The 25,696-nt window shown below is 61.7% G+C and carries 19 protein-coding genes and 5 tRNA genes; 5 read left to right on the top strand and 19 right to left on the bottom strand.

Annotated features, from left to right (window positions below; all coding sequences use genetic code 11):
- Positions 1 to 51: 51 nt before the first annotated feature.
- The 8 genes from truA to leuC all read right to left on the bottom strand — a co-directional run bounded on the left by truA (position 52) and on the right by leuC (position 10,501).
- The gene (truA, locus tag J3Q04_RS08675) at positions 52 to 876 is read right to left on the bottom strand and encodes a tRNA pseudouridine(38-40) synthase TruA (RefSeq protein ID WP_434611635.1); all 825 of its coding nucleotides are present in this window, start codon (positions 874 to 876) and stop codon (positions 52 to 54) included.
- A gap of 280 nt (positions 877 to 1,156) precedes the next feature.
- Entirely contained in the window at positions 1,157 to 3,730 is a 2,574-nt protein-coding gene (locus J3Q04_RS08670) for a FimV/HubP family polar landmark protein (protein WP_434606878.1), read from the bottom strand.
- A gap of 207 nt (positions 3,731 to 3,937) precedes the next feature.
- Positions 3,938 to 4,948, bottom strand: coding sequence for an aspartate-semialdehyde dehydrogenase (locus tag J3Q04_RS08665; protein ID WP_434606881.1), 1,011 nt, complete (start codon positions 4,946 to 4,948; stop codon positions 3,938 to 3,940).
- Positions 4,949 to 5,201: 253 nt separating this feature from the next.
- Positions 5,202 to 6,314: an aspartate-semialdehyde dehydrogenase gene (asd, locus tag J3Q04_RS08660; protein ID WP_420765686.1), complete on the bottom strand. Its 1,113-nt coding sequence runs from the start codon at positions 6,312 to 6,314 to the stop codon at positions 5,202 to 5,204.
- Positions 6,315 to 6,368: 54 nt separating this feature from the next.
- Positions 6,369 to 7,451 (bottom strand): 3-isopropylmalate dehydrogenase, encoded by a 1,083-nt coding sequence (gene leuB / locus J3Q04_RS08655; protein WP_063320312.1) that lies wholly within the window; start codon positions 7,449 to 7,451, stop codon positions 6,369 to 6,371.
- Between the two features lie 56 nt (positions 7,452 to 7,507).
- The gene (locus tag J3Q04_RS08650; protein WP_434606883.1) at positions 7,508 to 8,272 is read right to left on the bottom strand and encodes a class I SAM-dependent methyltransferase; all 765 of its coding nucleotides are present in this window, start codon (positions 8,270 to 8,272) and stop codon (positions 7,508 to 7,510) included.
- Between the two features lie 154 nt (positions 8,273 to 8,426).
- Positions 8,427 to 9,071 (bottom strand): 3-isopropylmalate dehydratase small subunit, encoded by a 645-nt coding sequence (gene leuD, locus J3Q04_RS08645; protein WP_030142033.1) that lies wholly within the window; start codon positions 9,069 to 9,071, stop codon positions 8,427 to 8,429.
- 11 nt (positions 9,072 to 9,082) lie between these two features.
- Complete coding sequence (gene leuC / locus J3Q04_RS08640) at positions 9,083 to 10,501, bottom strand: 3-isopropylmalate dehydratase large subunit (protein WP_420765684.1); 1,419 nt, start codon at positions 10,499 to 10,501, stop codon at positions 9,083 to 9,085.
- A gap of 157 nt (positions 10,502 to 10,658) precedes the next feature.
- On the opposite strand from leuC, the gene J3Q04_RS08635 reads away from it, so the two are divergent.
- Together J3Q04_RS08635 and J3Q04_RS08630 are read left to right on the top strand one after the other, a co-directional pair.
- Entirely contained in the window at positions 10,659 to 11,549 is an 891-nt protein-coding gene (locus J3Q04_RS08635; RefSeq protein ID WP_434606885.1) for a LysR family transcriptional regulator, read from the top strand.
- Between the two features lie 67 nt (positions 11,550 to 11,616).
- Positions 11,617 to 14,895 carry a PAS domain S-box protein gene (locus J3Q04_RS08630; RefSeq protein ID WP_434606887.1) on the top strand — a complete coding sequence of 1,093 codons (3,279 nt, stop codon included), beginning with the start codon at positions 11,617 to 11,619 and terminating at the stop codon, positions 14,893 to 14,895.
- Between the two features lie 234 nt (positions 14,896 to 15,129).
- On the opposite strand, the gene J3Q04_RS08625 is transcribed toward J3Q04_RS08630, so the two are convergent.
- The 11 genes from J3Q04_RS08625 to uvrB all read right to left on the bottom strand — a co-directional run bounded on the left by J3Q04_RS08625 (position 15,130) and on the right by uvrB (position 23,378).
- Positions 15,130 to 15,582, bottom strand: a complete 453-nt coding sequence (locus J3Q04_RS08625) for an Hsp20 family protein (RefSeq protein ID WP_420765681.1) — start codon at positions 15,580 to 15,582, stop codon at positions 15,130 to 15,132.
- 119 nt (positions 15,583 to 15,701) lie between these two features.
- Positions 15,702 to 16,661, bottom strand: a complete 960-nt coding sequence (locus J3Q04_RS08620; protein WP_420765680.1) for a tRNA dihydrouridine synthase — start codon at positions 16,659 to 16,661, stop codon at positions 15,702 to 15,704.
- Positions 16,662 to 16,905: 244 nt separating this feature from the next.
- On the bottom strand, positions 16,906 to 17,355 hold the full coding sequence (locus tag J3Q04_RS08615; RefSeq protein ID WP_434606889.1) for an acyl-CoA thioesterase: 450 nt from the start codon (positions 17,353 to 17,355) through the stop codon (positions 16,906 to 16,908).
- A gap of 45 nt (positions 17,356 to 17,400) precedes the next feature.
- Positions 17,401 to 18,234, bottom strand: a complete 834-nt coding sequence (locus J3Q04_RS08610; protein WP_434606891.1) for an alpha/beta fold hydrolase — start codon at positions 18,232 to 18,234, stop codon at positions 17,401 to 17,403.
- Between the two features lie 27 nt (positions 18,235 to 18,261).
- The gene (locus J3Q04_RS08605) at positions 18,262 to 18,801 is read right to left on the bottom strand and encodes a TetR/AcrR family transcriptional regulator (RefSeq protein WP_039593946.1); all 540 of its coding nucleotides are present in this window, start codon (positions 18,799 to 18,801) and stop codon (positions 18,262 to 18,264) included.
- Between the two features lie 179 nt (positions 18,802 to 18,980).
- Positions 18,981 to 19,056, bottom strand: a tRNA-Glu gene (locus J3Q04_RS08600).
- 75 nt (positions 19,057 to 19,131) lie between these two features.
- Positions 19,132 to 19,207: transfer RNA gene (locus tag J3Q04_RS08595), tRNA-Ala, on the bottom strand.
- Positions 19,208 to 19,260: 53 nt separating this feature from the next.
- Positions 19,261 to 19,336 (bottom strand) — tRNA-Glu (locus J3Q04_RS08590).
- A 79-nt stretch (positions 19,337 to 19,415) separates the two neighbouring features.
- Positions 19,416 to 19,491, bottom strand: a tRNA-Ala gene (locus J3Q04_RS08585).
- A gap of 146 nt (positions 19,492 to 19,637) precedes the next feature.
- Positions 19,638 to 21,119 carry a glutamate--tRNA ligase gene (gene gltX / locus J3Q04_RS08580; RefSeq protein WP_039593947.1) on the bottom strand — a complete coding sequence of 494 codons (1,482 nt, stop codon included), beginning with the start codon at positions 21,117 to 21,119 and terminating at the stop codon, positions 19,638 to 19,640.
- Between the two features lie 243 nt (positions 21,120 to 21,362).
- Entirely contained in the window at positions 21,363 to 23,378 is a 2,016-nt protein-coding gene (gene uvrB / locus J3Q04_RS08575) for an excinuclease ABC subunit UvrB (protein WP_434606894.1), read from the bottom strand.
- 332 nt (positions 23,379 to 23,710) lie between these two features.
- Between uvrB and J3Q04_RS08570 the strand changes: the two genes are divergently transcribed.
- From J3Q04_RS08570 to J3Q04_RS08560, 3 genes are all read left to right on the top strand, one after another.
- Positions 23,711 to 24,907, top strand: coding sequence for an amino acid aminotransferase (locus J3Q04_RS08570; RefSeq protein WP_434606897.1), 1,197 nt, complete (start codon positions 23,711 to 23,713; stop codon positions 24,905 to 24,907).
- A gap of 221 nt (positions 24,908 to 25,128) precedes the next feature.
- Positions 25,129 to 25,204: transfer RNA gene (locus tag J3Q04_RS08565), tRNA-Asn, on the top strand.
- Positions 25,205 to 25,461: 257 nt separating this feature from the next.
- Entirely contained in the window at positions 25,462 to 25,656 is a 195-nt protein-coding gene (locus J3Q04_RS08560; protein WP_420765674.1) for a hypothetical protein, read from the top strand.
- Positions 25,657 to 25,696: the final 40 nt, after the last annotated feature.

The raw sequence follows: 25,696 nt of genomic DNA, 5'->3' as shown, positions 1-25,696 counted from the left end.
CTCAGGCAAATCCGTGGAAGTCCCGGATGGTAACAAATGCAGCGGAGGGCGTCAGCCGTCGAGTTCCGAGAACCCCGTGAGGAAATGTGGCCCGATGTAACGCTCAGGCAACTCGAATTCGTCGTGATATTCAACCTGGACCAGGTACAGGCCAAACGGGTGCGCGGTCACGCCTCCCGAGCGGCGAATGCGGCTTTCGAGCACTTCCTTGACCCATTCCACCGGCCGTTCACCCGCGCCGATGGTCATCAGCACACCGGCGATGTTGCGCACCATGTGGTGCAGAAAGGCGCTGGCGCGGATATCAAGCACGATCATCTTGCCGTGACGGGTTACGCGCAGGTGATGCAGTTCCTTGATCGGCGACTTGGCCTGGCACTGCCCCGCGCGAAAAGCGCTGAAATCATGGACGCCGACCAGGTATTTCGCGGCCTCGGCCATACGCTCGACATCCAGCGGACGGTGGTTCCAGGTGATTTCTTCATTCAGGTGCGCTGGGCGGATCTGATCGTTGTAGATCACGTAGCGATAGCGCCGGGCGATGGCCTTGAAGCGCGCATGAAAATGCGCGGGCATCGCCTTTGCCCAACTGACGCTGACATCGTGCGGCAGGTTGATATTGGCCCCCATCACCCAAGCCTTCATCGAGCGCTCGACTTGGGTGTCAAAATGCACCACCTGGCCGCAGGCATGCACGCCGGCGTCGGTTCGTCCGGCGCAATGCAGCGACACGGGCGAATCGGCGACTTTGGACAGCGCGTCTTCAAGGGTTTCCTGCACCGTTAATACGCCGGAGGCCTGACGCTGCCAGCCGCGATAGCGCGAGCCTTTGTATTCAACGCCCAAGGCGATTCGGAAAAAGCCGTCGGCCGCCATTTCGGCGGCCGGGTTGTCTATGTTTGCCAAGGAATTACAGCCTGCTGAGGTACGCAAAGGCGGGCATTATAAAGCGGGTGCGGTGGGATGCCAGTGTAACCGGCGGTCCTGCGGTGAATGGCCTGGCGCCATCGCGAGCAGGCTCGCTCCCACAGGGGTTTCCAGCGACCACAACACCTGTGGGAGCGAGCCTGCTCGCGATGCCGCCAGCCCAGACGCTACAAAACCTGCAAATAAAAACGGCAGCCTCACCGGCTGCCGTTTTTGTTTAACCGCTGACTCACGCCAGGCGCGACAGCATCTCCTTCGCTTCGCTCTTCTGCGTGGCATCGCCTTCACTGAGCACTTCGCCGAGGATATCCCGGGCGCCGTCATTGTCGCCCATGTCGATGTAGGCCTGGGCCAGATCGAGCTTGGTTGCCACTTCGTCGGTGCCGCTGAGGAAATCGAAGTCCGGCTCGTCGTCGGCAGTCGCCAAGGCGTCTTCAGCAGTGAAGGTTGGCTGGCCTATGCTGTCGGACAGGCGATCCAGCTCGGCGTTGACATCGTCCAGCTCGGACTCGAAGGCATCCTTAGGCTGATCGTGGGCGTCCATCTCGTCGGCCAGGGACAGATCGAAATCCGCCGGCAGTTCAAGATCGTCGGCCGGCGTGTCATCCAACGCGGGCGTTTCGGCCGCTGGAATGTCCAACCCCTTGAGATCGTCGTCCAGGTCCAGCAGGAAGTCTTCATCCGCCAAGGCGGGTGCCGGAGCATCCGCGCCCAGGTCCAGATCGAACTCCGACAGATCGTCGAGGCTTTCGTTGGCCTCGGTCTGTTGCTTGAGCACCGATTCAAAACTCAGGTCATCGTCTTGCGGAAACGCATCCAGTTCGGCGAGCGGCTCGGGGGCTGGCGCGACCGGAGCGGTGTCCATGTCCTCCAGGCTCAGATCAAAAGCGCTGTCGAGCTCGTCGTCGGTCGGCGATTTGTCTTCCAACAGCTCCTTGACGTACTGGGCATCCAACTCAGCGGCGACAGCTGCCGCAGCCAGGCCTGCACCGGCGGCGACCGCCATGGCCGGGAAACGGCTCTTGAGCTGTTCGACCTGGGCGTAATTGTCGCCATTGGCGACCAACTGCCGCTCCTGGGCGACAAAGGCGTCGCGGTCGCCCTGCTGGCCGTAGACTTCCATCAGCTTCAAGCGCAGGTCGCTGCGCTGGGGCTCGGCCTTGATGCCTTGCTCAAGCAGGTCGGCGGCCTGATTCAAGCGACCACGATCGATGTGCGACTGAGCCTGGGGCAGCACGTCGTCCGAACGCTCCGCGGCCGGCGCTACCAGCGGTGCGGCTATGGGGGGCGTGACGACCACGGGCGCAACCACCGGGGCAGGCCTAGGGGCTGGCGCGGGGGCTGGCTTGGGTTCGAGCTTTACGCTGGGTGGTGGTACTTCAATGCCCTCGAAGCTGCTCGGGGGCAGATCGAGCTCCGGGGAGAAGTCGGCCTCCTCCTCGAGGGCTCGGGCCATGCGCAAATGTTTCTCGGCTTCCTGCTGGGCCTTGCGGCGGCGAGCGAGCAGCAGGAGCAGCAGCAAGAGGAGCAACGCACCGCCGCCAATCAGGCCCAGCAGGATCGGATTGGTCAGCAGGTCGTTGTATTTTTTCTCGTCGGCTGCGGCCGGCGCCGGTTCAACCGGCGGGGTCGCTTCCGGGGTGGCCTGGGGTGCCGGGGCGGCGGACGGTGCTTGTGCCGCTGGCGCGGGGGTCAGTTCCGCCGACATCGCCGGGGTGGCTTCGCCAGTGGGCGGGACCGCGACGCCTTCGGCCTGCATTTTCGCCAGTTGATTGTTCTTCAGCTCGATCAGGCGCTGCAGTTTGTCCAGCTGGCTCTGAAGATCGGCCATGCGGCTCTTCAGTTCTTCATTGTCGCGACGAGCCGAATCGAGGCTTTCCTGAGTCACGGCAAGTTGGTTACTCAGGGCCTGGGCATCACCGGCTGCGCCTTTGCCTTTGGCACCCGCTTTCGCCGACTCGGCGGAAACCAGGCTCAGGTTATCGCGAGCCGCGCCCTGGGCCGGTGCGTTATCGCCACCGCCACGCCGGGTGGCGTCCACCTGCTGGCGTCCGTTACCCGCCCCGCTCCGACGCCCCTGGCGCCAGGCGGCGTTTTGAGCGGCCACTTCGGCGATGGCCTGGGGCTGCGGCAATGCCGTGCTTTGCACCGGATCGGGCAGGCGCAACACCTGGCCGGTCTTGAGCAGGTTGATGTTGCCGTCGATGAATGCGTTCGGGTTCAACGCCTGGATCGCCAGCATCGTTTGCTGCACCGAACCACCGTTGCGCACCTTGGCGGCGATTTCCCATAGGGTATCGCGCGGCGTCGTGGTGTATTGGGACGGCTTGGTAGCCCCGGTGACCGGCGAAGACACCACCTGGGACGGCTTCGCCCGAGCGGCGTCGGCGGCCTGCGGCGAGAACTTAGACGGATCGAGCAGTACGCTGTAGTCGCGCAGCAAGCGGCCGTTGGGCCACATCACCTGCACGAGGAATTTGACCATCGGTTCGGTCAGCGGCCGGCTGGAAGTCACCCGCAGGACACTCTTGCCGTTGGCGTTGATCACCGGTGTGAAGCTCAATTCATTGAGAAAAGCTTGGCGGTCAATGCCCGCCTTGGCGAATTCTTCAGGTGGGGCCAGGCTCGGCACCACCTCGGCGGCGGTCAGTTGCTGGACATCGAGCAGTTCGATCTCGGCCACCAGAGGCTGGTTCGGCGGCGACTTGAGGGTCAATTCCCCCAGCCCGAGCGCTTGCGCCATACCGGAGGACAGCGCCGAGGCGGCCGCTATTGCTAACACCAGTTTGCGAACTTGAACCATAGCCTCTTCCTTTGTTTGAACATTCCTCGGCCAGCGAGAAGGTGTTGATGCCGCTGCCGTAAGGCATTGCGCGCAGCCCCAAGCGACGGTGCGCGCGATCGTTTCACTCATGCCCGAGGCAGTCCCCGGGGGGAGGTTCGCCTTCAGCACTCTGGCCAAGCATAGCGCCCAGCTAGAACCATTCGACAAATTGTTGCCAAGTATCTTTTACAGCAGGTCTTTTATCAACAACTCAGCCACCTGCACCGCGTTGAGCGCCGCGCCCTTGCGCACGTTATCCGACGTCAGCCACATATTCAGCTCCGACGGATCATCGATGCCGCCGCGCACGCGACCGATATAGACCACATCCTGCCCCACCGCATCACCCACCGGCGTCGGATAATCACCCACCTCCACCAGCTCGATGCCGGGGACCGCTTCCAGGGCGGCGTTGACCTTCGCCAGGTCGACGGGACCGGCAGACTCCACGGTCACGCTAAAGCTATCGCCAAAAAACACCGGGGCTTGAATGCAAGTCGCGGAAATCTTTAACAAAGGTTGCTCCAGCACTTGGCGCAGCTCACTCACCAGTCGCTTTTCCAGTGGGGTATGGCCCTGCGCATCGGGACTACCCACCTGGGCCAACAGGTTGAACGCCATCTGCCGGTCGAAGAACGTCGGTTCGAGCGGACGGGCGTTGAGCAATTCCGCCGTCTGGCGCGCCAATTCAGTGACCGCAACGCGGCCTTGGGCCGATACGGCGAGGCTGGCAGTCAGGCTCACGCGCTGGATATCCAGGCATTGGCGCAACGGTGCCAAGGCAACGGCCAGGACCGTCGCCGAGGGGCTGGGGCTGCTGACCTGCACGGGCCTGGACAGGTTCGCCAGCACGTGCGGGTTGGCCTCCGGTACGATCTGCGGCGCCTGTTCGGCCGGCAGCGCACCGGACAGGTCGATCAGCGCGCAGCCGGCCGCCGTGGCGCGCGGAGCGAAGCTCAGGGTGACCGCCGGCCCGGCCGCGAAAAACGCCAGTTGGACTTTGCTGAAATCGAACTCATCGACCTCGCGCACCCGCACGTTTTTACTCCGGAACATCACCGAGCTGCCCGCCGACTCGCTGCTGGCCAACAGGTGCAGGTTGCCGATCGGGAAGTCGCGCTCTTCAAGAATCTGGACGAGGGTTTCGCCGACAGTACCGGTGGCGCCGATCACGGCAATATCAAAGGACTGGCTCATGGGTCTACCTCAGGTAAAACGTGGGGAGCGGCACTTTACCGGGTGGTGGGTGGGCAGGCAATTGGCGGGAAGTTTGTGGTGACTGTGCTGGCCCCTTCGCGAGCAGGCTCGCTCCCACATTGGATCTTCAGTGAACACAAAATCTGTGGAAGCGAGCCTGCTCGTGAAGGGGCCGGTCCAGACACCCAAAAACTGCCCCAATAAAAAACCCGCACCTCTTACAAGGCGCGGGTTCTTTCACAGCGACAATCGATCAACGCTCGAGCAAAATCCGCAGCATGCGGCGCAGCGGTTCGGCCGCGCCCCACAACAGTTGGTCGCCAACGGTGAAGGCACCGACGAACTGCGAGCCCATGTTCAGTTTGCGCAAGCGGCCCACTGGCACGTTCAGGGTGCCGTTGACCTTGGTCGGGCTCAGCTCCTGCATGCTGGTTTCACGGTTGTTTGGCACCAGCTTGACCCACGGGTTGTGCTGGCTGATCAAGCCTTCGATGTCGGCGATCGGCACGTCTTTGTTCAGCTTGATGGTCAGCGCCTGGCTGTGGCAACGCATGGCGCCGATGCGCACGCAGATGCCGTCCACCGGGATCGGGCTCTTGAAGCGGCCCAGGATCTTGTTGGTCTCGGCCTGGGCCTTCCATTCTTCACGGCTCTGGCCGTTCGGCAGTTCCTTGTCGATCCAAGGGATCAGGCTGCCGGCCAGCGGCACGCCGAAATTCTCGGTCGGGTAGGCATCGCTGCGCATCGCTTCGGCGACCTTGCGGTCGATGTCCAGGATGGCACTGGCCGGGTTCGCCAGCTCGTCAGCCACGGCGCCGTGGGTCACGCCCATTTGCTTGATCAGCTCGCGCATGTGCTGCGCGCCGCCACCGGAGGCTGCCTGATAGGTCATGGCGCTCATCCACTCCACCAGGCCCGCTTCGAACAGGCCGCCCAGACCCATCAGCATCAGGCTGACGGTGCAGTTGCCGCCGATGTAGTTCTTGGTGCCCGCATCCAGCTGCTGGTCGATGACCTTGCGGTTGACCGGGTCGAGGATGATCACCGCGTCGTCCTGCATGCGCAGGCTGGAAGCGGCATCGATCCAGTAACCCTGCCAGCCGGCTTCACGCAGTTTCGGGAAGACTTCGCTGGTGTAGTCGCCGCCCTGGCAGGTCAAAATCACGTCGAGGGTCTTGAGCTCGTCGATGCTGTAGGCATCCTTGAGCGCACCGGTGTCCTTGCCCACGGACGGGCCCTGGCCACCCACGTTGGAAGTGGTGAAGAACACCGGCTCAATGAGATCGAAATCCTGCTCTTCCAGCATTCGCTGCATGAGCACGGAACCGACCATGCCGCGCCAACCGATCAGACCTACACGTTTCATCGCAACTACACCTATACAAAAGTGGGCCACCGTCGAGGCGGTGGGCCCGAAAGATTACAGATTCCGCAGCGCGGCGACTACTGCATCGCCCATTTGCTGCGTACCGACTTTGGTACAGCCTTGCGACCAGATATCACCGGTGCGCAAGCCTTGGTCCAGGACCACGCTGACGGCTTTTTCGATCGCGTCGGCGGCATCGTTCAAGTTGAAGCTGTAGCGCAGCATCATCGACACCGACAGGATGGTCGCCAACGGGTTGGCAATGCCCTGCCCGGCGATGTCCGGCGCCGAACCGTGGCACGGCTCGTACATGCCCTTGTTGTTGGCGTCCAGGGAGGCCGACGGCAGCATGCCGATGGAACCGGTGAGCATTGACGCTTCGTCGGACAGGATGTCGCCGAACATGTTGTCGGTGACGATCACGTCGAACTGCTTCGGCGCACGCACCAGTTGCATCGCCGCGTTGTCGACGTACATGTGGCTTAGTTCGATGTCCGGGTAATCCTTGGCCACCTGCTCGACCACTTCGCGCCACAGTTGGCTGGAAGCCAGGACGTTGGCCTTGTCCACCGAGCACAGTTTCTTGCCCCGCACGCGGGCCATGTCGAAGCCGACCCGGGCGATACGGCGGATTTCGCTTTCGCTGTATGGCAGGGTGTCGTAGGCCTGGCGCTCGCCATTCTCCAGCTCACGGGTGCCGCGCGGGGCGCCGAAGTAGATACCGCCGGTCAGTTCGCGGACGATGAGGATGTCCAGGCCCGAGACGATTTCCGGCTTCAGGCTCGACGCGTCGGCCAGTTGCGGATAAAGGATCGCCGGACGCAGGTTGCCAAACAGACCCAGTTGCGCACGAATCTTCAGAAGGCCGCGCTCCGGGCGGATGTCGCGTTCGATCTTGTCCCATTTCGGGCCGCCCACGGCGCCCAGCAGCACGGCATCGGCGGCACGGGCACGGTCCAGGGTTTCATCGGCCAGGGGTACGCCGTGCTTGTCGATGGCCGCGCCACCGATGACGTCGTGGCTGAGTTCGAAGCCCAGGCCGTACTTGTCGTTCGCCAACTCCAGGACCTTGACCGCCTCGGCCATGATTTCCGGGCCGATGCCGTCACCTGGGAGAATCAGAATCTGTTTGCTCATGCTTTCCTCGTTTGTTCGGTTTTCGGCACAACCCCTGGGGCCGACCGGTAAAAATCCTATCGCTCGGCCCACAGCACCAGCACATCTGTACTGAACGAACCATCGGCCTCAATCTGAAAATATTCACGCACTTCGTCGCCCATCGAACGCTGCAGCTCAAGAATCGCCGCACGCATCACCTCGGGGGTGCGCATGCGCTCGACCCAGGACTGGTACTCCAGGCGCAGGCGCTGGCGCGACGTGCTGCGAGTGTGCAGCCCCGCTTCGCTGATCTGGCGCAACCATTCGGCGGCCGAATAGTCGCGCACATGGCTGGTGTCGCGCAGCACTTCGATGCTTTGCAGGTAGGTGTCCAGTAACGGCGTGCCAGGCGACAGGATATCGATGAACGCTACCACCCCGCCCGGCTTGAGCACCCGGCGCACTTCCCGCAATGCCAGGCCGAGGTCGCTCCAATGATGCGCCGAATAGCGGCTGAACACGAAGTCGAACTCAGCGTCGGCGAACGGCAACCGCTCGGCGGCGCCACGGACCGTGCTGATATTGCCCAGGCCACGCTCGGCAGCCGCCGCCGTCACCACGTCGAGCATCTGCTGGGACAGATCGTAGGCCACCACCTCACCGGCCAGCGGCGCCACGTGGAAACTCACATGGCCGGCGCCGCAACCCAGGTCCAGCACACGGGCATCGCCACGACCGGCCAGCTCGGCCTGTAGCAGGGCGAACTCGGCGCCCTGGGCGTGCACGGCACTGCTCAGGTAGGCCGAGGCCTGTTCACCGAATTGCTTTTGGACGACTTGGCTGTGGGCGGTGCTGGTCATGGGGACTTCCTTTTTGGGTATAGCCTTGTGGTGTCAGTGCCGCCGTCTTCGCGAGCAGGCTCGCTCCCACACTGGACTTGCAGCGTCCACAATCCCAGTGGGAGCGAGCCTGCTCGCGAAGGGGCCTGCACTGACTACATCTATCTCAGGTCAATCAAGCATCGCGAAACAACCAAGGCTGGCTCGCCCGATGCTTGGCCTCGAACGCGGCAATTGCCTCGCCGTCCTGCAAGGTCAGGCCGATGTCATCCAGGCCATTGAGCAGGCAATGCTTGCGAAACGCATCGATCTCGAAACCCAGCACCTTGCCGTCGGGGCGGGTCACCGTCTGCGCGGCCAGGTCGATCTGCAATTGATAACCAGGATTGGCCTCGACCTGCTGGAACAGCTCGTCCACTTCGGCATCGCTGAGGATGATCGGCAGCAGGCCGTTCTTGAAGCTGTTGTTGAAGAAAATGTCGGCGTAACTCGGCGCGATGATGCTGCGGAAACCGTACTCTTCCAGGGCCCACGGCGCGTGCTCGCGGCTCGAGCCGCAGCCGAAGTTCTCACGGGCCAGCAACACGCTGGCGCCTTGGTAGCGCTCGGCGTTGAGCACGAAGTCCTTGTTCAGCGGACGCTTGGAGTTGTCCTGGTACGGCTGGCCGACATCCAGGTAGCGCCATTCGTCGAACAGGTTCGGGCCGAAGCCGGTGCGCTTGATGGATTTCAAGAATTGCTTGGGGATGATCTGGTCGGTGTCGACATTGGCACGATCCAAAGGCGCGACAAGACCGGTGTGCTGGGTAAAAGCTTTCATGCTGCGCTCCTTCAGATCAATTCGCGGACGTCGACGAAACGGCCGTTGACAGCTGCCGCCGCGGCCATCGCCGGGCTAACCAGGTGCGTACGACCACCGGCACCCTGACGGCCTTCGAAATTTCGGTTGGACGTCGAGGCGCAATGCTCGCCCGACTCCAGGCGGTCCGGGTTCATTGCCAGGCACATCGAGCAACCCGGCTCACGCCATTCGAAACCGGCTTCGAGGAAAATCTTGTCCAGCCCTTCCGCTTCGGCCTGGGCCTTCACCAGGCCCGAGCCCGGCACCACGATGGCCTGTTTGATGGTCGAGGCGACCTTGCGGCCCTTGGCGATGACCGCCGCGGCACGCAGGTCCTCAATCCGCGAGTTGGTGCAGGAGCCGATGAAAACACGGTCGAGCTGAATGTCGGTGATCGCCTGGTTGGCGCTCAAGCCCATGTACTTCAAGGCACGGACAATGGAGTCGCGCTTGACCAGGTCCGTTTCCTTGGCCGGATCCGGCACGTTCTGGTCCACGGCCAGGACCATTTCCGGCGAAGTGCCCCAGCTGACTTGCGGCTTGATCTGCGTCGCATCGAGCTCGACCACGGTGTCGAATTTGGCGTCCGGGTCAGAGACCAGGTCTTTCCAGGCTTCGACCGCCATGTCCCACTCCGCGCCTTTGGGCGAGAACGGACGGCCCTTGACGTATTCGACGGTTTTTTCATCGGCGGCCACCAACCCGACGCGCGCGCCGGCTTCGATGGACATGTTGCAGATGGTCATGCGGCCCTCGACGGACAAGTCGCGGATCGCGCTGCCGGCGAACTCGATGGCATGGCCGTTACCGCCGGCGGTACCGATCTTGCCGATCACGGCCAGGACGATGTCCTTGGCGGTCACGCCGAACGGCAACTTGCCCTCGACGCGCACCAGCATGTTTTTCATTTTCTTGGCGACCAGGCACTGGGTGGCGAGCACGTGCTCGACCTCGGAAGTGCCGATGCCGTGGGCCAAGGCGCCGAATGCGCCGTGGGTCGAGGTATGGGAGTCACCGCAGACCACGGTCATGCCGGGCAAGGTCGCGCCTTGCTCCGGGCCGATGACATGGACGATGCCCTGGCGCACGTCGTTCATCTTGAATTCAACGATGCCGTATTCATCACAGTTGTCGTCGAGGGTCTGGACTTGAAGGCGCGAGACCTGGTCGGCAATGGCTTCGATGCCGCCCTTGCGCTCCGGGGTGGTCGGTACGTTGTGGTCCGGGGTGGCGATGTTGGCATCGATGCGCCAAGGCTTGCGCCCAGCCAGGCGCAGGCCTTCGAAGGCTTGCGGCGAAGTCACTTCATGGATGATGTGACGGTCGATGTAGATCAGCGCCGAGCCATCGTCGCGCTGCTTGACCAAATGCGAATCCCAGAGCTTGTCGTAGAGCGTTTTGCCGGCCATCACACGGTTTCCTCATCAGCTTGTTTCTATGCCCTGGGTCTTGAGTGAGTAAATGACCCCTTGGCTTGTGAGGCTGATGTTATGAGGCTACATTAAATAACTCAAATTCATATTTTTCATGCTTTGCATAACCAACAGGAATTCGACCGGTACGGCCATGGACTTAGCCAACCTCAACGCCTTTATTGCCATCGCCGAGACCGGCAGTTTCTCCGGAGCCGGCGAGCGCCTGCACCTCACCCAGCCCGCTATCAGCAAGCGTATTGCCGGGCTGGAACAACAGCTCAATGTGCGCCTCTTCGACCGGCTGGGCCGTGAAATTGGCCTGACCGAAGCCGGCCGGGCGCTGCTGCCCCGGGCCTATCAGATTCTCAACGTGCTCGACGACACCCGCCGCGCCCTGACCAATCTGACCGGCGAAGTGACCGGGCGGCTGACCCTCGCCACCAGTCACCACATCGGCTTGCATCGCCTGCCCTCCTTATTAAGGGAATTCACCCGACGCTACCCACAGGTGGCATTGGATATTCAGTTCCTTGATTCGGAAGTGGCCTACGAGGAAATCCTTCACGGTCGCGCGGAACTCGCCGTCATCACCCTCGCCCCCGAGCCCCACGCACTGGTAAGGGCCAAGCCGGTGTGGGATGACCCGCTGGATTTCGTCGTAGCGCCGGAACATGTGCTGCTGGAAAACGGCGCAGTGAGCCTGGCGGACATCGCCTTGCATCCGGCGGTGTTCCCTGGCGGCAATACCTTCACCCATCACATCGTCCAGCGACTGTTCGAAGCCCAAGGCCTGACACCGAACATCGCCATGAGCACGAATTATCTGGAAACCATAAAGATGATGGTCTCCATCGGCCTGGCCTGGAGCGTCCTGCCGCGCACCATGCTCGACGAACAGGTGGCGCGCATTCCTTTGCCGGGCATACAGCTCAGTCGCCAGCTAGGCTATATCGTGCACACCGAACGGACGCTGTCGAATGCAGCACGGGCTTTCATGGCTCTACTGGACGCACAAATCGATCTGCCAGGGACAAGGGCATAAGTTGTGCTACTCCTATAGGGCCACTACGCCTGTGCATCACACCCACCCGCCCAAGGCCCGCTAGAGAATGCCCAAACCCGCCGACCATCTTCCGCCCCTGCCGCGTATCCAGGCGCTCGACCCGAAGCGGTCCGAGCAGAGCTGGGACAGCGCGCCACAGCTGCTGGCCGCCCTGAACGGAGCGCGGCTGGGGGCCTGGTCGTGGGACATCGATACCGGGCAGATCAGTTGGTCCCGAGGCACCCAGGCACTGTTCGGCTTCGATCCGCGCCAACCGTTACCCGCCGACGTGGACTACCTCGATCTGTTGCTGCCCGAGGACCGGGCCCGGGCCATGCGCGCGTTTCACGCGGCGGTGGCCGGCGCACCGCTCGAGCAGGCCATGCACCACCGAATCGTCTGGCCCGACGGCAGCCTGCATTGGCTGGAAATCAGCGGCAGCGTATTGCCCGACAAACATGGCCGTCCACGCATGATCGGGGTCATTCGCGAGATCACCCACCAGCGCGAACGGGAACAGGCGCTGCGCAGCTCGGAAAAACGCTTCGCCACGCTTTTTCATCTTTGCCCGAACATGGTCTTGCTGACCCGCCAGGAGGACGGCCTGATCAGCGAAGCCAACCAGTATTTCGAAAGCCTGTTCGGCTGGCCGGTTCACGATGTGATTGGCCGCACCACTCTGGAACTGGGCCTGTGGGTCGACCCCAGGCAACGGGCGAAGCTGGTGGAGGCGACCAAGGCCAAAGGCGAACTGGTGAGCATGGAAGTGGAGTTCCGGGCCAGTAACGGCCAGGTCCACAACGGCATCCTCAGCGCGCAGAAAGTCGAACTCGAAGGCCAACCGTACCTGCTGAGCACGTTCCTGGACACCACCGAGCGCAAACTCGCCGAACAGGCCCTCAAGGACAGCCAGGAACGCCTGGACCTGGCCCTCGACTCGGCGCAACTGGGCACCTGGGACTGGCACATTCCCAGCGGCATGCTCTACGGTTCGGCCCGGGCCGCGCAGCTCCATGGCCTGGAGCCCAAAGCCTTTCATGAATCGTTCGACGCGTTTTTCGAGGGCGTACCCACCGAAGAACGCAACAACATGCGCAACGCCTACCGCAGCCTGCGCGAAGGCCCGGCGGGCAACTATCAATTGACCTATCGCGTGCAGCTGCCGGACGGCAGCTCACGCTATCTTGAGAGCCGCGCCCGCCTCTACCGCGACGACGACGGCAGCCCCTTGCGCATGGCCGGCACTTTGCTCGACATCACCGATCAGGTGGAGCGCGAACAGAGCCTGGCGGCATCGGAAGAAAAATTCGCCACACTGTTCCAGGTCAGCCCCGACCCGATCTGCGTGACCCACCAGGACGATGGCAGATTCCTGGAAATCAACTCCAGCTTCACCCAGACCTTCGGCTGGGCGGCCAGCGACGTCATCGGCCGCAGCGCCGACGAGATTGGTCTGTGGGACGCGTCCGGCAGCAGCCTGCAACGCATCGAACGGGTGATCCGTGAGCAATCGCTGAGCAATGTCGCCATCGTCGTCCACCACAAGAACGGCCAGCCGCTGACCTGCGTGATTTCCAGCCGGCAGATCCACGTCGGCAACCAGCCCTGCATCGTCACCACCCTGCGGGACATCACCCAGCAGCAGCGTTCCGAGGCGGCGCTCAAGGCCAGCGAGGAAAAATTCGCCAAGGCTTTCCACTCCAGCCCTGACGCCATCACTATCACTGAATGCGAAAGCGGCCGCTACCTTGAGGTCAACGACGGTTTCTGCCGCCTCACCGGCTATCGCGCCGACGAAGTGGTCGGCCACACAGTGTACGAAGTCGGCATCTGGGCCGAGGAAAAACAACGCACGGCGCTGCTGGCAGAGCTACAGCTCAAGGGCCGGGTCGTGCATCAGGAAATGCTCGGGCGCAACAAGCGTGGGGAAATCCTCACGGTGGAAGTGTCGGTGGAACCCATCACGCTCAACGAGACCGCCTGTCTGCTGCTGACAGCCCGGGACGTCAGCCTGCTGCGCAACGCCGAAGCGCAGATCCGCCACCTGGCCTATCACGACCCACTCACCAACCTGCCCAACCGGGCGTTGTTGATGGACCGCTTGAGCCAGCAGATCGCCTTGCTCAAGCGCCACAGCCTTCGCGGTGCCCTGCTGTTCCTCGACCTGGACCACTTCAAGCACATCAATGACTCCCTCGGCCATCCGGTGGGCGATACGGTGCTGAAGATCATCACCGCACGCCTCGAAGCCAGCGTGCGCCTCGAAGACACCGTGGCGCGGCTGGGTGGCGACGAGTTCGTGGTACTGCTCAGCGGCCTCGAAGGCACACGGGCCGCGGTCAGCGAACAGGTACAGAACCTGGCCGACACCCTGCGTGACCTGCTCTCGGAACCGATGTTCCTGGACGGCCAACGGCTTCAAGTCACCCCCAGCATTGGCATGGCGCTGATTCCGGACCACGGATCCACCCCGACCGACCTGCTCAAGCGCGCCGACATTGCCCTCTACCGCGCCAAGGACTCGGGGCGCAACACCTCGCAGATGTTCCACGCCACCATGCAAAAAGCCGCGAGCGAGCGATTGCGCATGGAAACCGACTTGCGCCAGGCCCTGGCTCGCAACGAGTTCAGTTTGCATTTCCAGCCCCAGATCGATGCCCGGGACAATCGCATCATCGGCGCCGAAGCCCTGGTCCGTTGGCATCATCCGGACCTGGGTGCGCAGTCGCCCAACGAGTTCATCAAGGTACTGGAAGACAGCGGCTTGATCCTGGAGGTCGGGACCTGGATCCTCGATGAAGCCTGCAACGGCTTCAAGCAGTTGATCGCCAAGGGCAAGGTCGATCCGCAGCGCTTCAAATTGTGCGTCAACATCAGCCCACGGCAGTTTCGCCAGAGTGATTTCGTCGAACGCATCGAAAGCAGCCTCTCCCGTCACGGCCTGCCCTATTGCGTGCTCAAGCTGGAAATCACCGAAGGCATCGTAATCCAGAACCTGGACGACACCATCGGCAAGATGCGTCGCCTCAAGAAACTGGGCGTGAGCTTCGCCATGGATGATTTCGGCACGGGATACTCGTCGCTGACGTACCTCAAACGCCTACCGGTCGACACGTTGAAAATCGATCAATCCTTCGTGCGGGACGCCACCAGCGACCCCAACGACGCCGAAATCATCCGCGCCATCGTGGCCATGGCCCGTAGCCTGAACCTGGAAATGATCGCCGAAGGGGTGGAAACGCTGGAACAATTGCAGTTCCTGCAGGGGCTCGATTGTCATTTGTACCAGGGTTACCTGCACAGCCGGCCGTTGCCGCTGGAGGCGTTTGAGCGGTTGTTGCCCTAATTCTGAACCGCAATACAAGACGGGCTTTTGTGGCGAGGGGATTTATCCCCGCTGGGTTGCGAAGCAGCCCCAAAAAAGAACAGACGACGCTGTTTAGCCTGACACGCCGAGGCGACGGCTTTTAGGGCTGCTTCGCAGCCCAGCGGGGATAAATCCCCTCGCCACGATTAATCTTCCACCGATCTCAAAAACGAAGAAGGGCGCCATTCGGCGCCCTTCTTCAATTGCGATGGATCAATTCTCCAGCGCGGGTTTTTGCTGCGCACCGTTGATCGGGATGCGCTTGGCTTTCGCCTCTTCCGGTACCACGCGCAACAGGTCGATGCTCAACAGACCGTTGCTCAGGCCGGCGGCCTTGATCTCGATATGATCCGCCAACCGGAAGGACAGCTTGAACGCCCGCTGGGCGATGCCTTGGTGCAGGTAGGTCACGCTGTCGTTGCTGGCCTCGCGCTTGCCGCCGCTGATGGTCAGCACACCTTTTTCCACTTGCAGGTCCAGGTCTTCTTCCCGGAACCCGGCAGCGGCGACTACGATGCGGTATTCGTCATCGCCGTGTTTTTCCACGTTGTAAGGTGGATAACTGCTGCCCGGTTCGTTGCGCAGTGCGGTTTCGAACAGGTCGTTGAAACGGTCGAAGCCCACCGAGGAACGGAACAGAGGGGCCAGCGAAAATGCAGTACTCATGATTCAAATCTCCTGAAAGTTCAGCAAGGTTTTTTGTCTCCGCGACCCGAATTCGGCATCGCGTACCCCCTATCTAGGGTCCGCCAAAAACTTTTCAAGAGCTTTTCCTGAGATTTTTTTCAGGCCGCTTCGGTGCGCTGCACACCCAATAAATGGCCCACCGCATCCAGTTCCGTTTCCCGCCGTAGCGCGCCGAACAACTCCACGGCTTCGGGGTAATTGCGGGTCAGCATGGCCAGCCATTGCTTCAAGCGACCCGGCGCCTGGCGAGGGGTCAATTGCTCCACTACCTGTACCCAGAAATCCTGGAGCATCGGTTGCAGGTCGGCCCAAGACATCTCGATAACCTCTTCACCCGCCCGGGCGGCGGCGATCTGCCGCGCCAGGTCGGGACGGGAGACCAGTCCACGGCCGAGCATGATGTCTTCGACACCGCTGATTTCCCGGCACCGACGCCAGTCATCGACGCACCAGATATCGCCGTTGGCGAACACCGGCACCTTGACCACTTCCTGGACGCGGGGAATCCACTCCCAGTGGGCCGGTGGCTTATAGCCGTCGACCTTGGTCCGCGCATGCACGACGATGTGCGCCGCGCCGCCCTCGGCCAGCGCCGTGGCGCAGACCAGCGCGCCGTCCGGGCTGTCGAAACCCAGGCGCATCTTCGCCGTAACCGGAATGTGCTTGGGCACCGCACGACGGACATGTTCCACGATTTCGTTGAGCAGCTCTGGCTCCTTGAGCAACACCGCCCCGCCCCGTGACTTGTTCACTGTCTTGGCCGGGCACCCGAAATTCAAGTCGATCACCTCGGAGCCCAGCTCGCAGGCCAGCGCCGCGTTTTCCGCCAGGCATACCGGGTCGGAACCGAGCAACTGCACACGCAGGGGCACACCCGCCGCTGTTTGGGCACCGGTCAACAGTTCAGGGGCAAGCTTATGGAAATAGGCCGGCGTGAGCAGACGGTCGTTGACGCGAATGAACTCGGTGACGCACCAATCGATGCCGCCAACACGGGTCAGGACGTCCCGCAGGATGTTGTCGACCAACCCCTCCATGGGCGCCAAGGCAATTTGCATGGGAAACACACTCAACGAAAAAACGTGCGGCAGTTTAGCGGATTTCCTTCACAAAATCGGAATCCACCACGAATCACTGTGGGAGCGAGCCTGCTCGCGATGGCGGTGTATCAGCTTGGGAAGATGCTGGATGTGCCGCCGCCATCGCGAGCAAGCTCGCTCCCACACCGACTCCAAGGCGCCCACAAAACCGGAATCCACCACCAAACCCTGTGGGAGCGAGCCTGCTCGCGATGGCGGTGGGTCAGTCTATAAAGAGGTCAGATGAATTCAGCGCCACGCCATAACCTTCGATGAACTCCGGCGGCATGCGCTTGGGCCGGCCGGTAGACAGTTCGATGCAAACGAAAGTGGTCTGGGCCCGCAGCAATGTGGTGTTATCACTGGGACGGACCAGCTGGAAATGCCGGGTCATTTTCAGGCGCTGGTCCCAGTCGACGATCCAGGTCGCCAACTGCAATTCGTCGCCCTCGTAGGCGGCCGCCAGATAATCGATTTCATGCCGCACCACCGCCATGGCCCGATCCAGTCGCCGGTATTCCACCAGATCCAGGCCCAGGCGCTGGGAATGCCGCCACGCGCAACGCTCCAGCCAGGTGACGTACACCGCGTTGTTGGCGTGGCCTAGCCCATCGATATCTTCTGGATTGACCTGAAGATCAATAATGAACGGCGTTGCCCGATCCCAGCCCATGCCCCTCTCCCGGTCGAATTTGGATCGGGGCAGTGTAACGGAAGCTCAAGCCGATTGCCGCGCTTGCAGACTGCGCCCCGCCAGCAGTGATAACACGCCATCAATGACACGGGGATCGGCCAGGACTCGCTGGTGTCCACCCTCGGACAACCGCAGCAAGCGACTGTCGAACCAGGCTTCATGGATCAGTTGCGATTCCCTGACCGAAACCGACGTATCGTCCTCGGCATGGACAATCAACCCTGGAATATCCAGCTGGTATTGCGCAACATCCATCTTCGAAGCCTGCATGCCCACATCCTGCTCCACCTGGCGAATGAACGCCGAGCGGGCCCTGGCGGGCATTCCCATCATCCGGGCGAACCCACGCAGCACGCCGAGGATCCGCGCAGGCGCGGCGATGCTGACCAGCGTCTCGGTCCGCAAGCCCAACTGGACCGCCAGCATGGCACTGGCGCCACCCATGGAGTGACCGATCACCGCTTGCAGCGGTGGCAACTCAGCTGCGGCTTCGAGCATCGCCCGGGCAAACAACAGGACGTTGGCTTCGTGGCCCGGCGAGCGACCATGGGCCGGTCCGTCCAGCGCCACCACGGTATAACCAGCATCCACCAGCGCGGTTATCAAGGCCGCGAACTGCGTCGGCCGTCCTTCCCAGCCATGCATCAGCAGGACCGCCGGGCCTTTGCCCCAGCGCAAGGCAGACAGGCCGAAGCGCAAGGTAATGCGCTCGGACGAGGCAAGCAATGGCAACTCCCAGGCCCTCGGTGGCAGGTTGCGTGGACTCATGAAGACCCTGCGCATTTTCTTCGCCACCAGGCGCGGTGCTATCCAACCAAGGGTGCCATTGACGCCACGAATCCAGCTCAACCTGTCCATGCTCATCTCCAGGGCTTGCGCCTTAGCTCAGCGCACCGCCGACTTGGCGGCGCGCAGCAAACGATCCGATAACTCACCCGGGCCCAATGCCCGTGCCAGCGCCAGGCCGCCGACCATCAAGGCAATGTCAGCCAGGGCTTTGTCCGCGTCTTCGGGGCTGGCGGCCAATTGCGCGACCATCAGCTCGATATGCTCATTGAGCACCTCACGAAATGCATCCGGCAGCCGCCCGAGCTCCCCGACCGATGCCGGAATCGGACACGCCTGCTCGGTTGAGTCGCGGTGCTTGCGCGACAAGTAGAAGGCCGCGACCAAGGCGCGCCGTTCTTCACCCGTCAGCTCGGCATCCATGTCGGCGATCAAGCCACGGCGGCGGTTCAGCAACTGCTTGAACGCCTCCAGCATCAAGGCGTCCTTGCTTTCGAAATGAGCGTAGAAACCACCCACCGTTAGCCCGGCCGCCCCCATCACCTCGCCCACGCTCGGCTCGGCCGGCCCGCGCTGGATCAGCGCATCGCTGGCGGCCTTGAGAATGCGTTCGCGGGTCTGTGCTTTTTTATCGCTCATCGTTGCCTCCGAATATTACGATTGAAATATTATTCTCATAATAAATTTTCGCAAGCGAAATGTTGACCGCCGGTCAGAAGTATTTTCAGGAGAATAGGAAATTGGCTGAACGCCAGGCAAACAAAAGGGCCATTCAAGAATTGAATGACCCTTATAAAATCCCGCAGAGCGGGTAATCGTGGCGTCCCCTAGGGGACTCGAACCCCTGTTACCGCCGTGAAAGGGCGGTGTCCTAGGCCACTAGACGAAGGGGACACAAACCTTCTTACTTGATCAGCGCTGAGAACTGATCGATTCAAGGCCGGAGTGGCCAGACCTTGAACCTGAGATTGGTGGAGCTAGACGGGATCGAACCGTCGACCTCTTGCATGCCATGCAAGCGCTCTCCCAGCTGAGCTATAGCCCCGGATTTTTCGCCTCGCGGCGGAGCGACATCTTGCAACATCGCTTCTGTAAAACTGGCGTCCCCTAGGGGACTCGAACCCCTGTTACCGCCGTGAAAGGGCGGTGTCCTAGGCCACTAGACGAAGGGGACGCAAACCCTTCTATACAACTGATCAACGCTGAGAGTTGATCGCTTCAAGGCCGGTGTGGCCAGGCCTTGAAGTGTAAATTGGTGGAGCTAGACGGGATCGAACCGTCGACCTCTTGCATGCCATGCAAGCGCTCTCCCAGCTGAGCTATAGCCCCTCATCGCTGAGGACGGGGCGAATCTTAAGGGCGTATCGGAGGGCTGTCAAATTTATTTTCAAAGAATTTGAAAATTTTTTGCCGGGATAACAATCACTTACCGACAAACCCCGGAAAACCGGGGCATGCCCTCCTCCATCAGCCGCTTAAGCGATCGCGCCCAGCAGCTTTTCCCACTCCTTGTTCTCCTTCTTGGACACGCCACCGAGCAGATCGATGGCCTGGCGCAGGCGGAAACGGGTCAGGTCCGGCCCGAGGATTTCCATGGCATCGAGCACCGACACCGAGCTCGCCTGGCCAGTAATGGCGGCAAACATCAGCGGCATCGCGTCGCGCAGTTTCAACTCCAGGGATTCGACCACTGCCTGAATCGTCGCGGTGATGCTGTCCTTTTCCCACTGGCGCAGGCTTTCGAGCTTCCAGAGGATCAATTGCATCAACTGCCGCACCTGGTCGCCCGAAAGCTTCTTGGATTCGAACAGCTTCGCATCGGGGGTCACGCCACCGGCAAAGAAGAACCCGGCCAATGGCGCGATCTGGCTGAACGTCTCGACCCTGCCCTGCACGTGCGGGGCAATCTTCATCATGTATTCAGGGTTGAACGCCCACTTCTGCACGCGCGCGGCGAACTCTTCCACAGGCAGGTCACGCAGCCATTGGCCGTTGAGCCAGGACAATTTCTCCACGTCGAAGATCGGCCCGCCCAGGGAAACACGCGAAAGGTCGAAGTGTTCGACCATTTCCTGCAGCGAGAACTTCTCGCGCTCGTCGGGCATCGACCAGCCCATGCGCCCCAGGTAGTTGAGCATCGCCTCGGGCATGAAGCCCATGCGCTCGTAGAAGGTCACCGAGGTCGGGTTCTTGCGCTTGGACAGCTTGCTCTTGTCCGGATTGCGTAGCAGCGGCATGTAGCACAACTGCGGTTGCTCCCAGCCGAAGTACTCGTAAAGCAGGATCAGTTTCGGCGCCGACGGCAGCCACTCCTCACCGCGCAGGACGTGGGTGATGCCCATCAGGTGGTCGTCGACCACGTTGGCCAGGAAGTACGTCGGCAGGCCGTCGGTCTTCATCAGCACTTGCATGTCCATGCGATCCCACGGAATCTCGACATCGCCACGCAGCATGTCCGGCACCACGCAGACGCCCTCGGTCGGTACCTTCATGCGGATCACATGGGGCTCGCCAGCGGCCAGGCGACGGGCGACTTCTTCCTTGGACAGCAGCAGCGCGCGACCGTCATAGCGCGGGGTTTCGCCACGGGCGATCTGCTCGGCGCGCATCTGGTCGAGCTCTTCGGCGGTGCAGAAACAAGGGAATGCGTGCCCCATGTCCACCAGTTGCTGACAGTACTGCTTGTAGATCTCGCCGCGCTCGCTCTGGCGATACGGGCCATGCGGGCCGCCAACATCCGGGCCTTCGCTCCAGTCGATGCCGAGCCAGCGAAGGGCGTCGAAAATCTGCTGTTCCGACTCGCGGGTCGAGCGCAACTGATCGGTGTCCTCGATCCGCAGGATGAACTCACCACCGTGCTGCTTGGCAAAGCAATAGTTGAACAAGGCGATGTAAGCGGTGCCGACATGGGGATCGCCAGTGGGCGAAGGCGCGATGCGGGTACGGACGGTGGTCATGGCATGTCTCGGAAAGAAGATAAAAGCGAAGATCAAACAGGGGGCGAATGGTAACAGGCGATGGTGGGCGGGCTCCAGTGAGAGGCCGATTTGAGTAAAGCCTGCCAGACCGAGTCGCCCTCATCGCGAGCAGGCTCGCTCCCACAGGAAACCGAGTTGTCTGGACTGGATGCGGTCCACTGTGGGAGCGAGCCTGCTCCGGGCGGCGTTCCGACGATGAGGCCTTCGAAGCCACTGCAAGAGTCAGACAGTCAGCAACCGCTCGCGCAACTTGCCTATCTCATCGCGCAACTGCGCCGCGGCCTCGAACTCCAGGTCACGGGCCAGTTGGTACATCTTCTCTTCCAATTGCCGGATACGCTTGGTGATTTCGCTCGGCGAGCGCAGTTCGGCTTCGTAGCGGGCGCTTTCCTCGGCGGCTTTGGCCATGCCCTTGCGTTTCTTGCTGCGCGAGCCAGGCACCGTGGCGCCTTCCATGATATCGGCGACGTCCTTGAACACGCCTTTAGGCGTAATGCCATTGGCCAGGTTGAAGGCGATCTGCTTGTCGCGGCGGCGCTCGGTCTCGCCAATGGCCCGCTCCATGGACCCGGTGATGCGATCGGCGTACAAAATCGCACGGCCGTTGAGGTTTCGCGCCGCGCGACCGATGGTCTGGATCAACGAGCGCTCGGAGCGCAGGAAACCTTCCTTGTCAGCGTCGAGGATCGCCACCAGCGACACCTCCGGCATGTCCAGACCCTCGCGCAGCAGGTTGATGCCCACCAACACATCGAAAGTGCCCAGGCGCAGGTCGCGGATGATCTCGACCCGCTCCACCGTGTCGATGTCCGAGTGCAGGTAACGCACCCGCACGCCATGGTCTGCCAGGTAATCGGTGAGGTCTTCGGCCATGCGCTTGGTGAGCGTGGTGACCAGCACCCGCTCTTCCAAGGCCACGCGTTTCGTGATTTCCGACAGCAAATCATCGACCTGGGTCAGTGCCGGGCGCACCTCGACCTGCGGGTCCACCAGCCCCGTCGGCCGCACCACTTGCTCGACCACGCGACCGGCATGCTCGGCCTCGTAATTGCCAGGAGTGGCCGAGACGAAAATCGTCTGCGGGCTGACGCTTTCCCATTCGTCGAAACGCATCGGCCGGTTATCCAGGGCCGAGGGCAGGCGGAAACCATATTCCACCAGGGTTTCCTTGCGCGAACGGTCGCCTTTGTACATGGCGCCAACTTGCGGCACGCTGACGTGGGACTCGTCGATCACCAGCAGGGCGTCAGGCGGCAGGTAGTCGTACAAAGTGGGTGGCGGTGCGCCCGCCGGACGGCCCGAGAGGTAGCGCGAGTAGTTCTCGATGCCGTTGCAGTAACCCAATTCCAGGATCATTTCCAGGTCGAAGCGGGTCCGCTGCTCCAGGCGTTGGGCCTCCACCAGCTTGTTGTTCGAACGCAGGTATTCCAGGCGTTCTTGCAGCTCGGCCTTGATCCCCTCGATGGCGCCCAGCAAGGTTTCCCGTGGCGTTACGTAGTGGCTCTTGGGATAGAAGGTGAAGCGCGGCATCTTGCGGATCACTTCGCCGGTCAGCGGATCGAAGGCCGAGATGCTTTCCACTTCGTCGTCGAACAGCTCGATGCGGATCGCTTCCAGGTCCGACTCTGCCGGGTAGATGTCGATCACATCACCCCGCACGCGGAACGTCGCCCGGGCAAAATCCATGTCGTTGCGGGTGTACTGCAAATCCGCCAGGCGCCGGAGCAAGGCGCGCTGGTCGAGCTTATCGCCCCGATCCACGTGCAGCACCATCTTCAAGTACGTTTCCGGGCTGCCCAAGCCATAGATGCACGACACCGTGGTGACGATGATCGCGTCCTTGCGCTCGAGCAACGCCTTGGTCGCCGACAGCCGCATCTGCTCGATGTGGTCGTTGATCGAGGCGTCCTTTTCGATGAAGGTGTCCGACGACGGCACATACGCTTCGGGCTGGTAGTAGTCGTAGTAGGAAACGAAGTATTCCACCGCGTTGTTCGGAAAAAATGCCTTGAACTCGCCGTACAACTGCGCCGCCAGCGTCTTGTTCGGCGCCAGCACCAGCGTCGGGCGCTGCACCTGGGCGATCACGTTGGCGATGCTGAAAGTCTTGCCCGAGCCGGTCACACCCAGCAACGTCTGGTGCGCCAGCCCGGCCTCAATGCCTTCGACCATCAGGCGGATGGCTTCCGGCTGATCGCCGGCGGGCTGGAAGCGGGTGACTAGCTGGAATTCAGACATAACATAACCCCTGGGTTCACTCCTGTCGGCCAGCCGACGGGAACGAGGAAGACCGAATTGACTGACGTCGGCCGATGAAAAAGCTGGAATTCACACAATGTGGAGGTGAATGCCTTCGCTTTCAAGACGAGCGTCCTACACGCCTTGCAGACTTTGACGCGGCGAAGGGACTAACGGTCGAAAAAAAACGAAAATACTTACGGTAAAGACCGATTAGCCTGTCGCCCTGCCCGGTGATGGCCTCTATACTAGCTCCCCGTTTGTGCACCGCTCTAGTGCATCCGGCTGGAGCGCGACACGTCCCCTCACTCTCCATTCAGAGCCGCGCACTAATGAGCCTGTTTTCCGCTGTCGAATTGGCACCACGCGACCCCATCCTGGGCCTCAACGAAGCTTTCAACGCCGACACCCGTACCAACAAGGTCAACCTGGGCGTAGGTGTTTACTGCAACGAGGAAGGGCGCATTCCATTGCTGCGCGCCGTGGTTGAAGCCGAGACAATTCGCGTGGCTCAGCACGTGTCCCGTGGCTACCTGCCGATCGACGGCATCGCCGCCTATGACCAGGCGGTCCAGACCCTGCTGTTCGGCAAGGACTCCCCGCTGATCGCTTCGGGCCGCGTCATCACCACCCAGGCCGTGGGCGGCACTGGCGCACTGAAGATCGGCGCCGACTTCCTCAAGCAACTGCTGCCAGACGCGGTCGTGGCCATTAGCGACCCAAGCTGGGAAAACCACCGCGCCCTGTTCGAAACCGCCGGTTTCCCAGTACAGAACTATCGCTACTACGACGCCGCCACCCACGACGTGAACCGCAGCGGCCTGCTGGAAGACCTCAACGCCCTGCCCGACCGCTCGATCGTTGTGCTGCACGCCTGCTGCCACAACCCGACCGGCGTGGACCTGAGCCCCGAGGACTGGAAAAACGTGCTGGCCGTGGTCAAGGCCAAGAACCACGTGCCGTTCCTGGACATGGCCTACCAGGGCTTTGGCAAGGGTATTGATGAAGACGCCGCGGCGGTGCGCCTGTTCGCCGAGTCGGGCCTGACCTTCTTCGCCTCCAGTTCGTTCTCCAAGTCGTTCTCGCTGTATGGCGAGCGCGTCGGCGCCTTGTCGATCGTCAGCGAGTCGAAGGAAGAAAGTGCCCGCGTCCTGTCCCAGGTCAAGCGCGTGATCCGCACCAACTACTCCAACCCGCCAACCCACGGCGCCAGCATCGTCGCCGCCGTGCTCAACAGCCCTGAGTTGCGGGCCCAGTGGGAAGAAGAACTGGCCGAGATGCGCCTGCGCATCCGCGGCATGCGCGACCAGATGGTGGACATGCTGGCCAAGGCCGCGCCGCACCACGACTTCAGCTTCGTCGCACGCCAGAGGGGGATGTTCTCCTACTCCGGCCTGACCGTTGAACAAGTGACGCGCCTGCGCAACGAGTTCGGCATCTATGCCCTGGACACCGGCCGCATCTGCGTGGCCGCGCTGAACCAGAACAACATCGATGCGGTAACCAAGGCCATCGTCCAGGTGATCTGACACCCCGGCGCTGGATGAAAAGCGGGAAGCCATCGAGCTTCCCGTTTTTTTTGGGTGTCCTCTGTGGCCAGACATTTATCCCCTCGCCACAATGGTCAGCGTCCGGCCGGTAATGTGTGGAGCAGTAACATTTGCTACCTGAACACCTCAACCACGAAAATCCCGCCCAATCATCAACCCAAGCTTGACTTCTCTTTTCCAATCAGTAACATACGCATCATTCCGCGATAGCTCAGTTGGTAGAGCAAGTGACTGTTAATCACTGGGTCCCTGGTTCGAGTCCAGGTCGTGGAGCCAGACAGCAAAAATCAAAGCCCTTGAATCGAAAGATTCAGGGGCTTTTTTATGGGCGCCTTTCGGCGGTCAGAGCCCGCTGATAGCCGTAGAGCGCCTGTCTGAGGTCGCTACCAGAACAATAATTTGGCGCCAATGCGGCATCATGGTCTGAATCCTGCTTTGTTTTTCCCAATCCCAAGCTGTCACCTGAGCGTCATGGCCGTGCCGCAAACTGTCCCGGTCCGCCATTGCAGCTTCATAACAACAAGGACGAAGCCATGCCAACACAAAACCCTCACCGCATCGTGGGACTGTGCACCTCGAGCAAGGTGTACAACGCACTGACCGAGCTCAAGCACCTGGAAGGCCACCGCAGCGCCAAGTTCCTCTCCCTGCTCGCGGAGAGCCTGGTCCGCAAGGGCCTGCTCAACGAGCAGGAAGTGGTGCACATGCTGGACCTGGTGGTCGATTGAGCGGCATCGATTCCTACTATTGAAGCCGTTGATTTTTCCC

Origin of the sequence: Pseudomonas sp. D4-21, assembly GCF_051132125.1 — a bacterium.
Taxonomy (GTDB): Bacteria; Pseudomonadota; Gammaproteobacteria; order Pseudomonadales; family Pseudomonadaceae; genus Aquipseudomonas.
The sequence above is the reverse complement of the archived record's forward strand: the minus strand, read 5'-3'. Positions and strand labels throughout refer to the sequence as shown.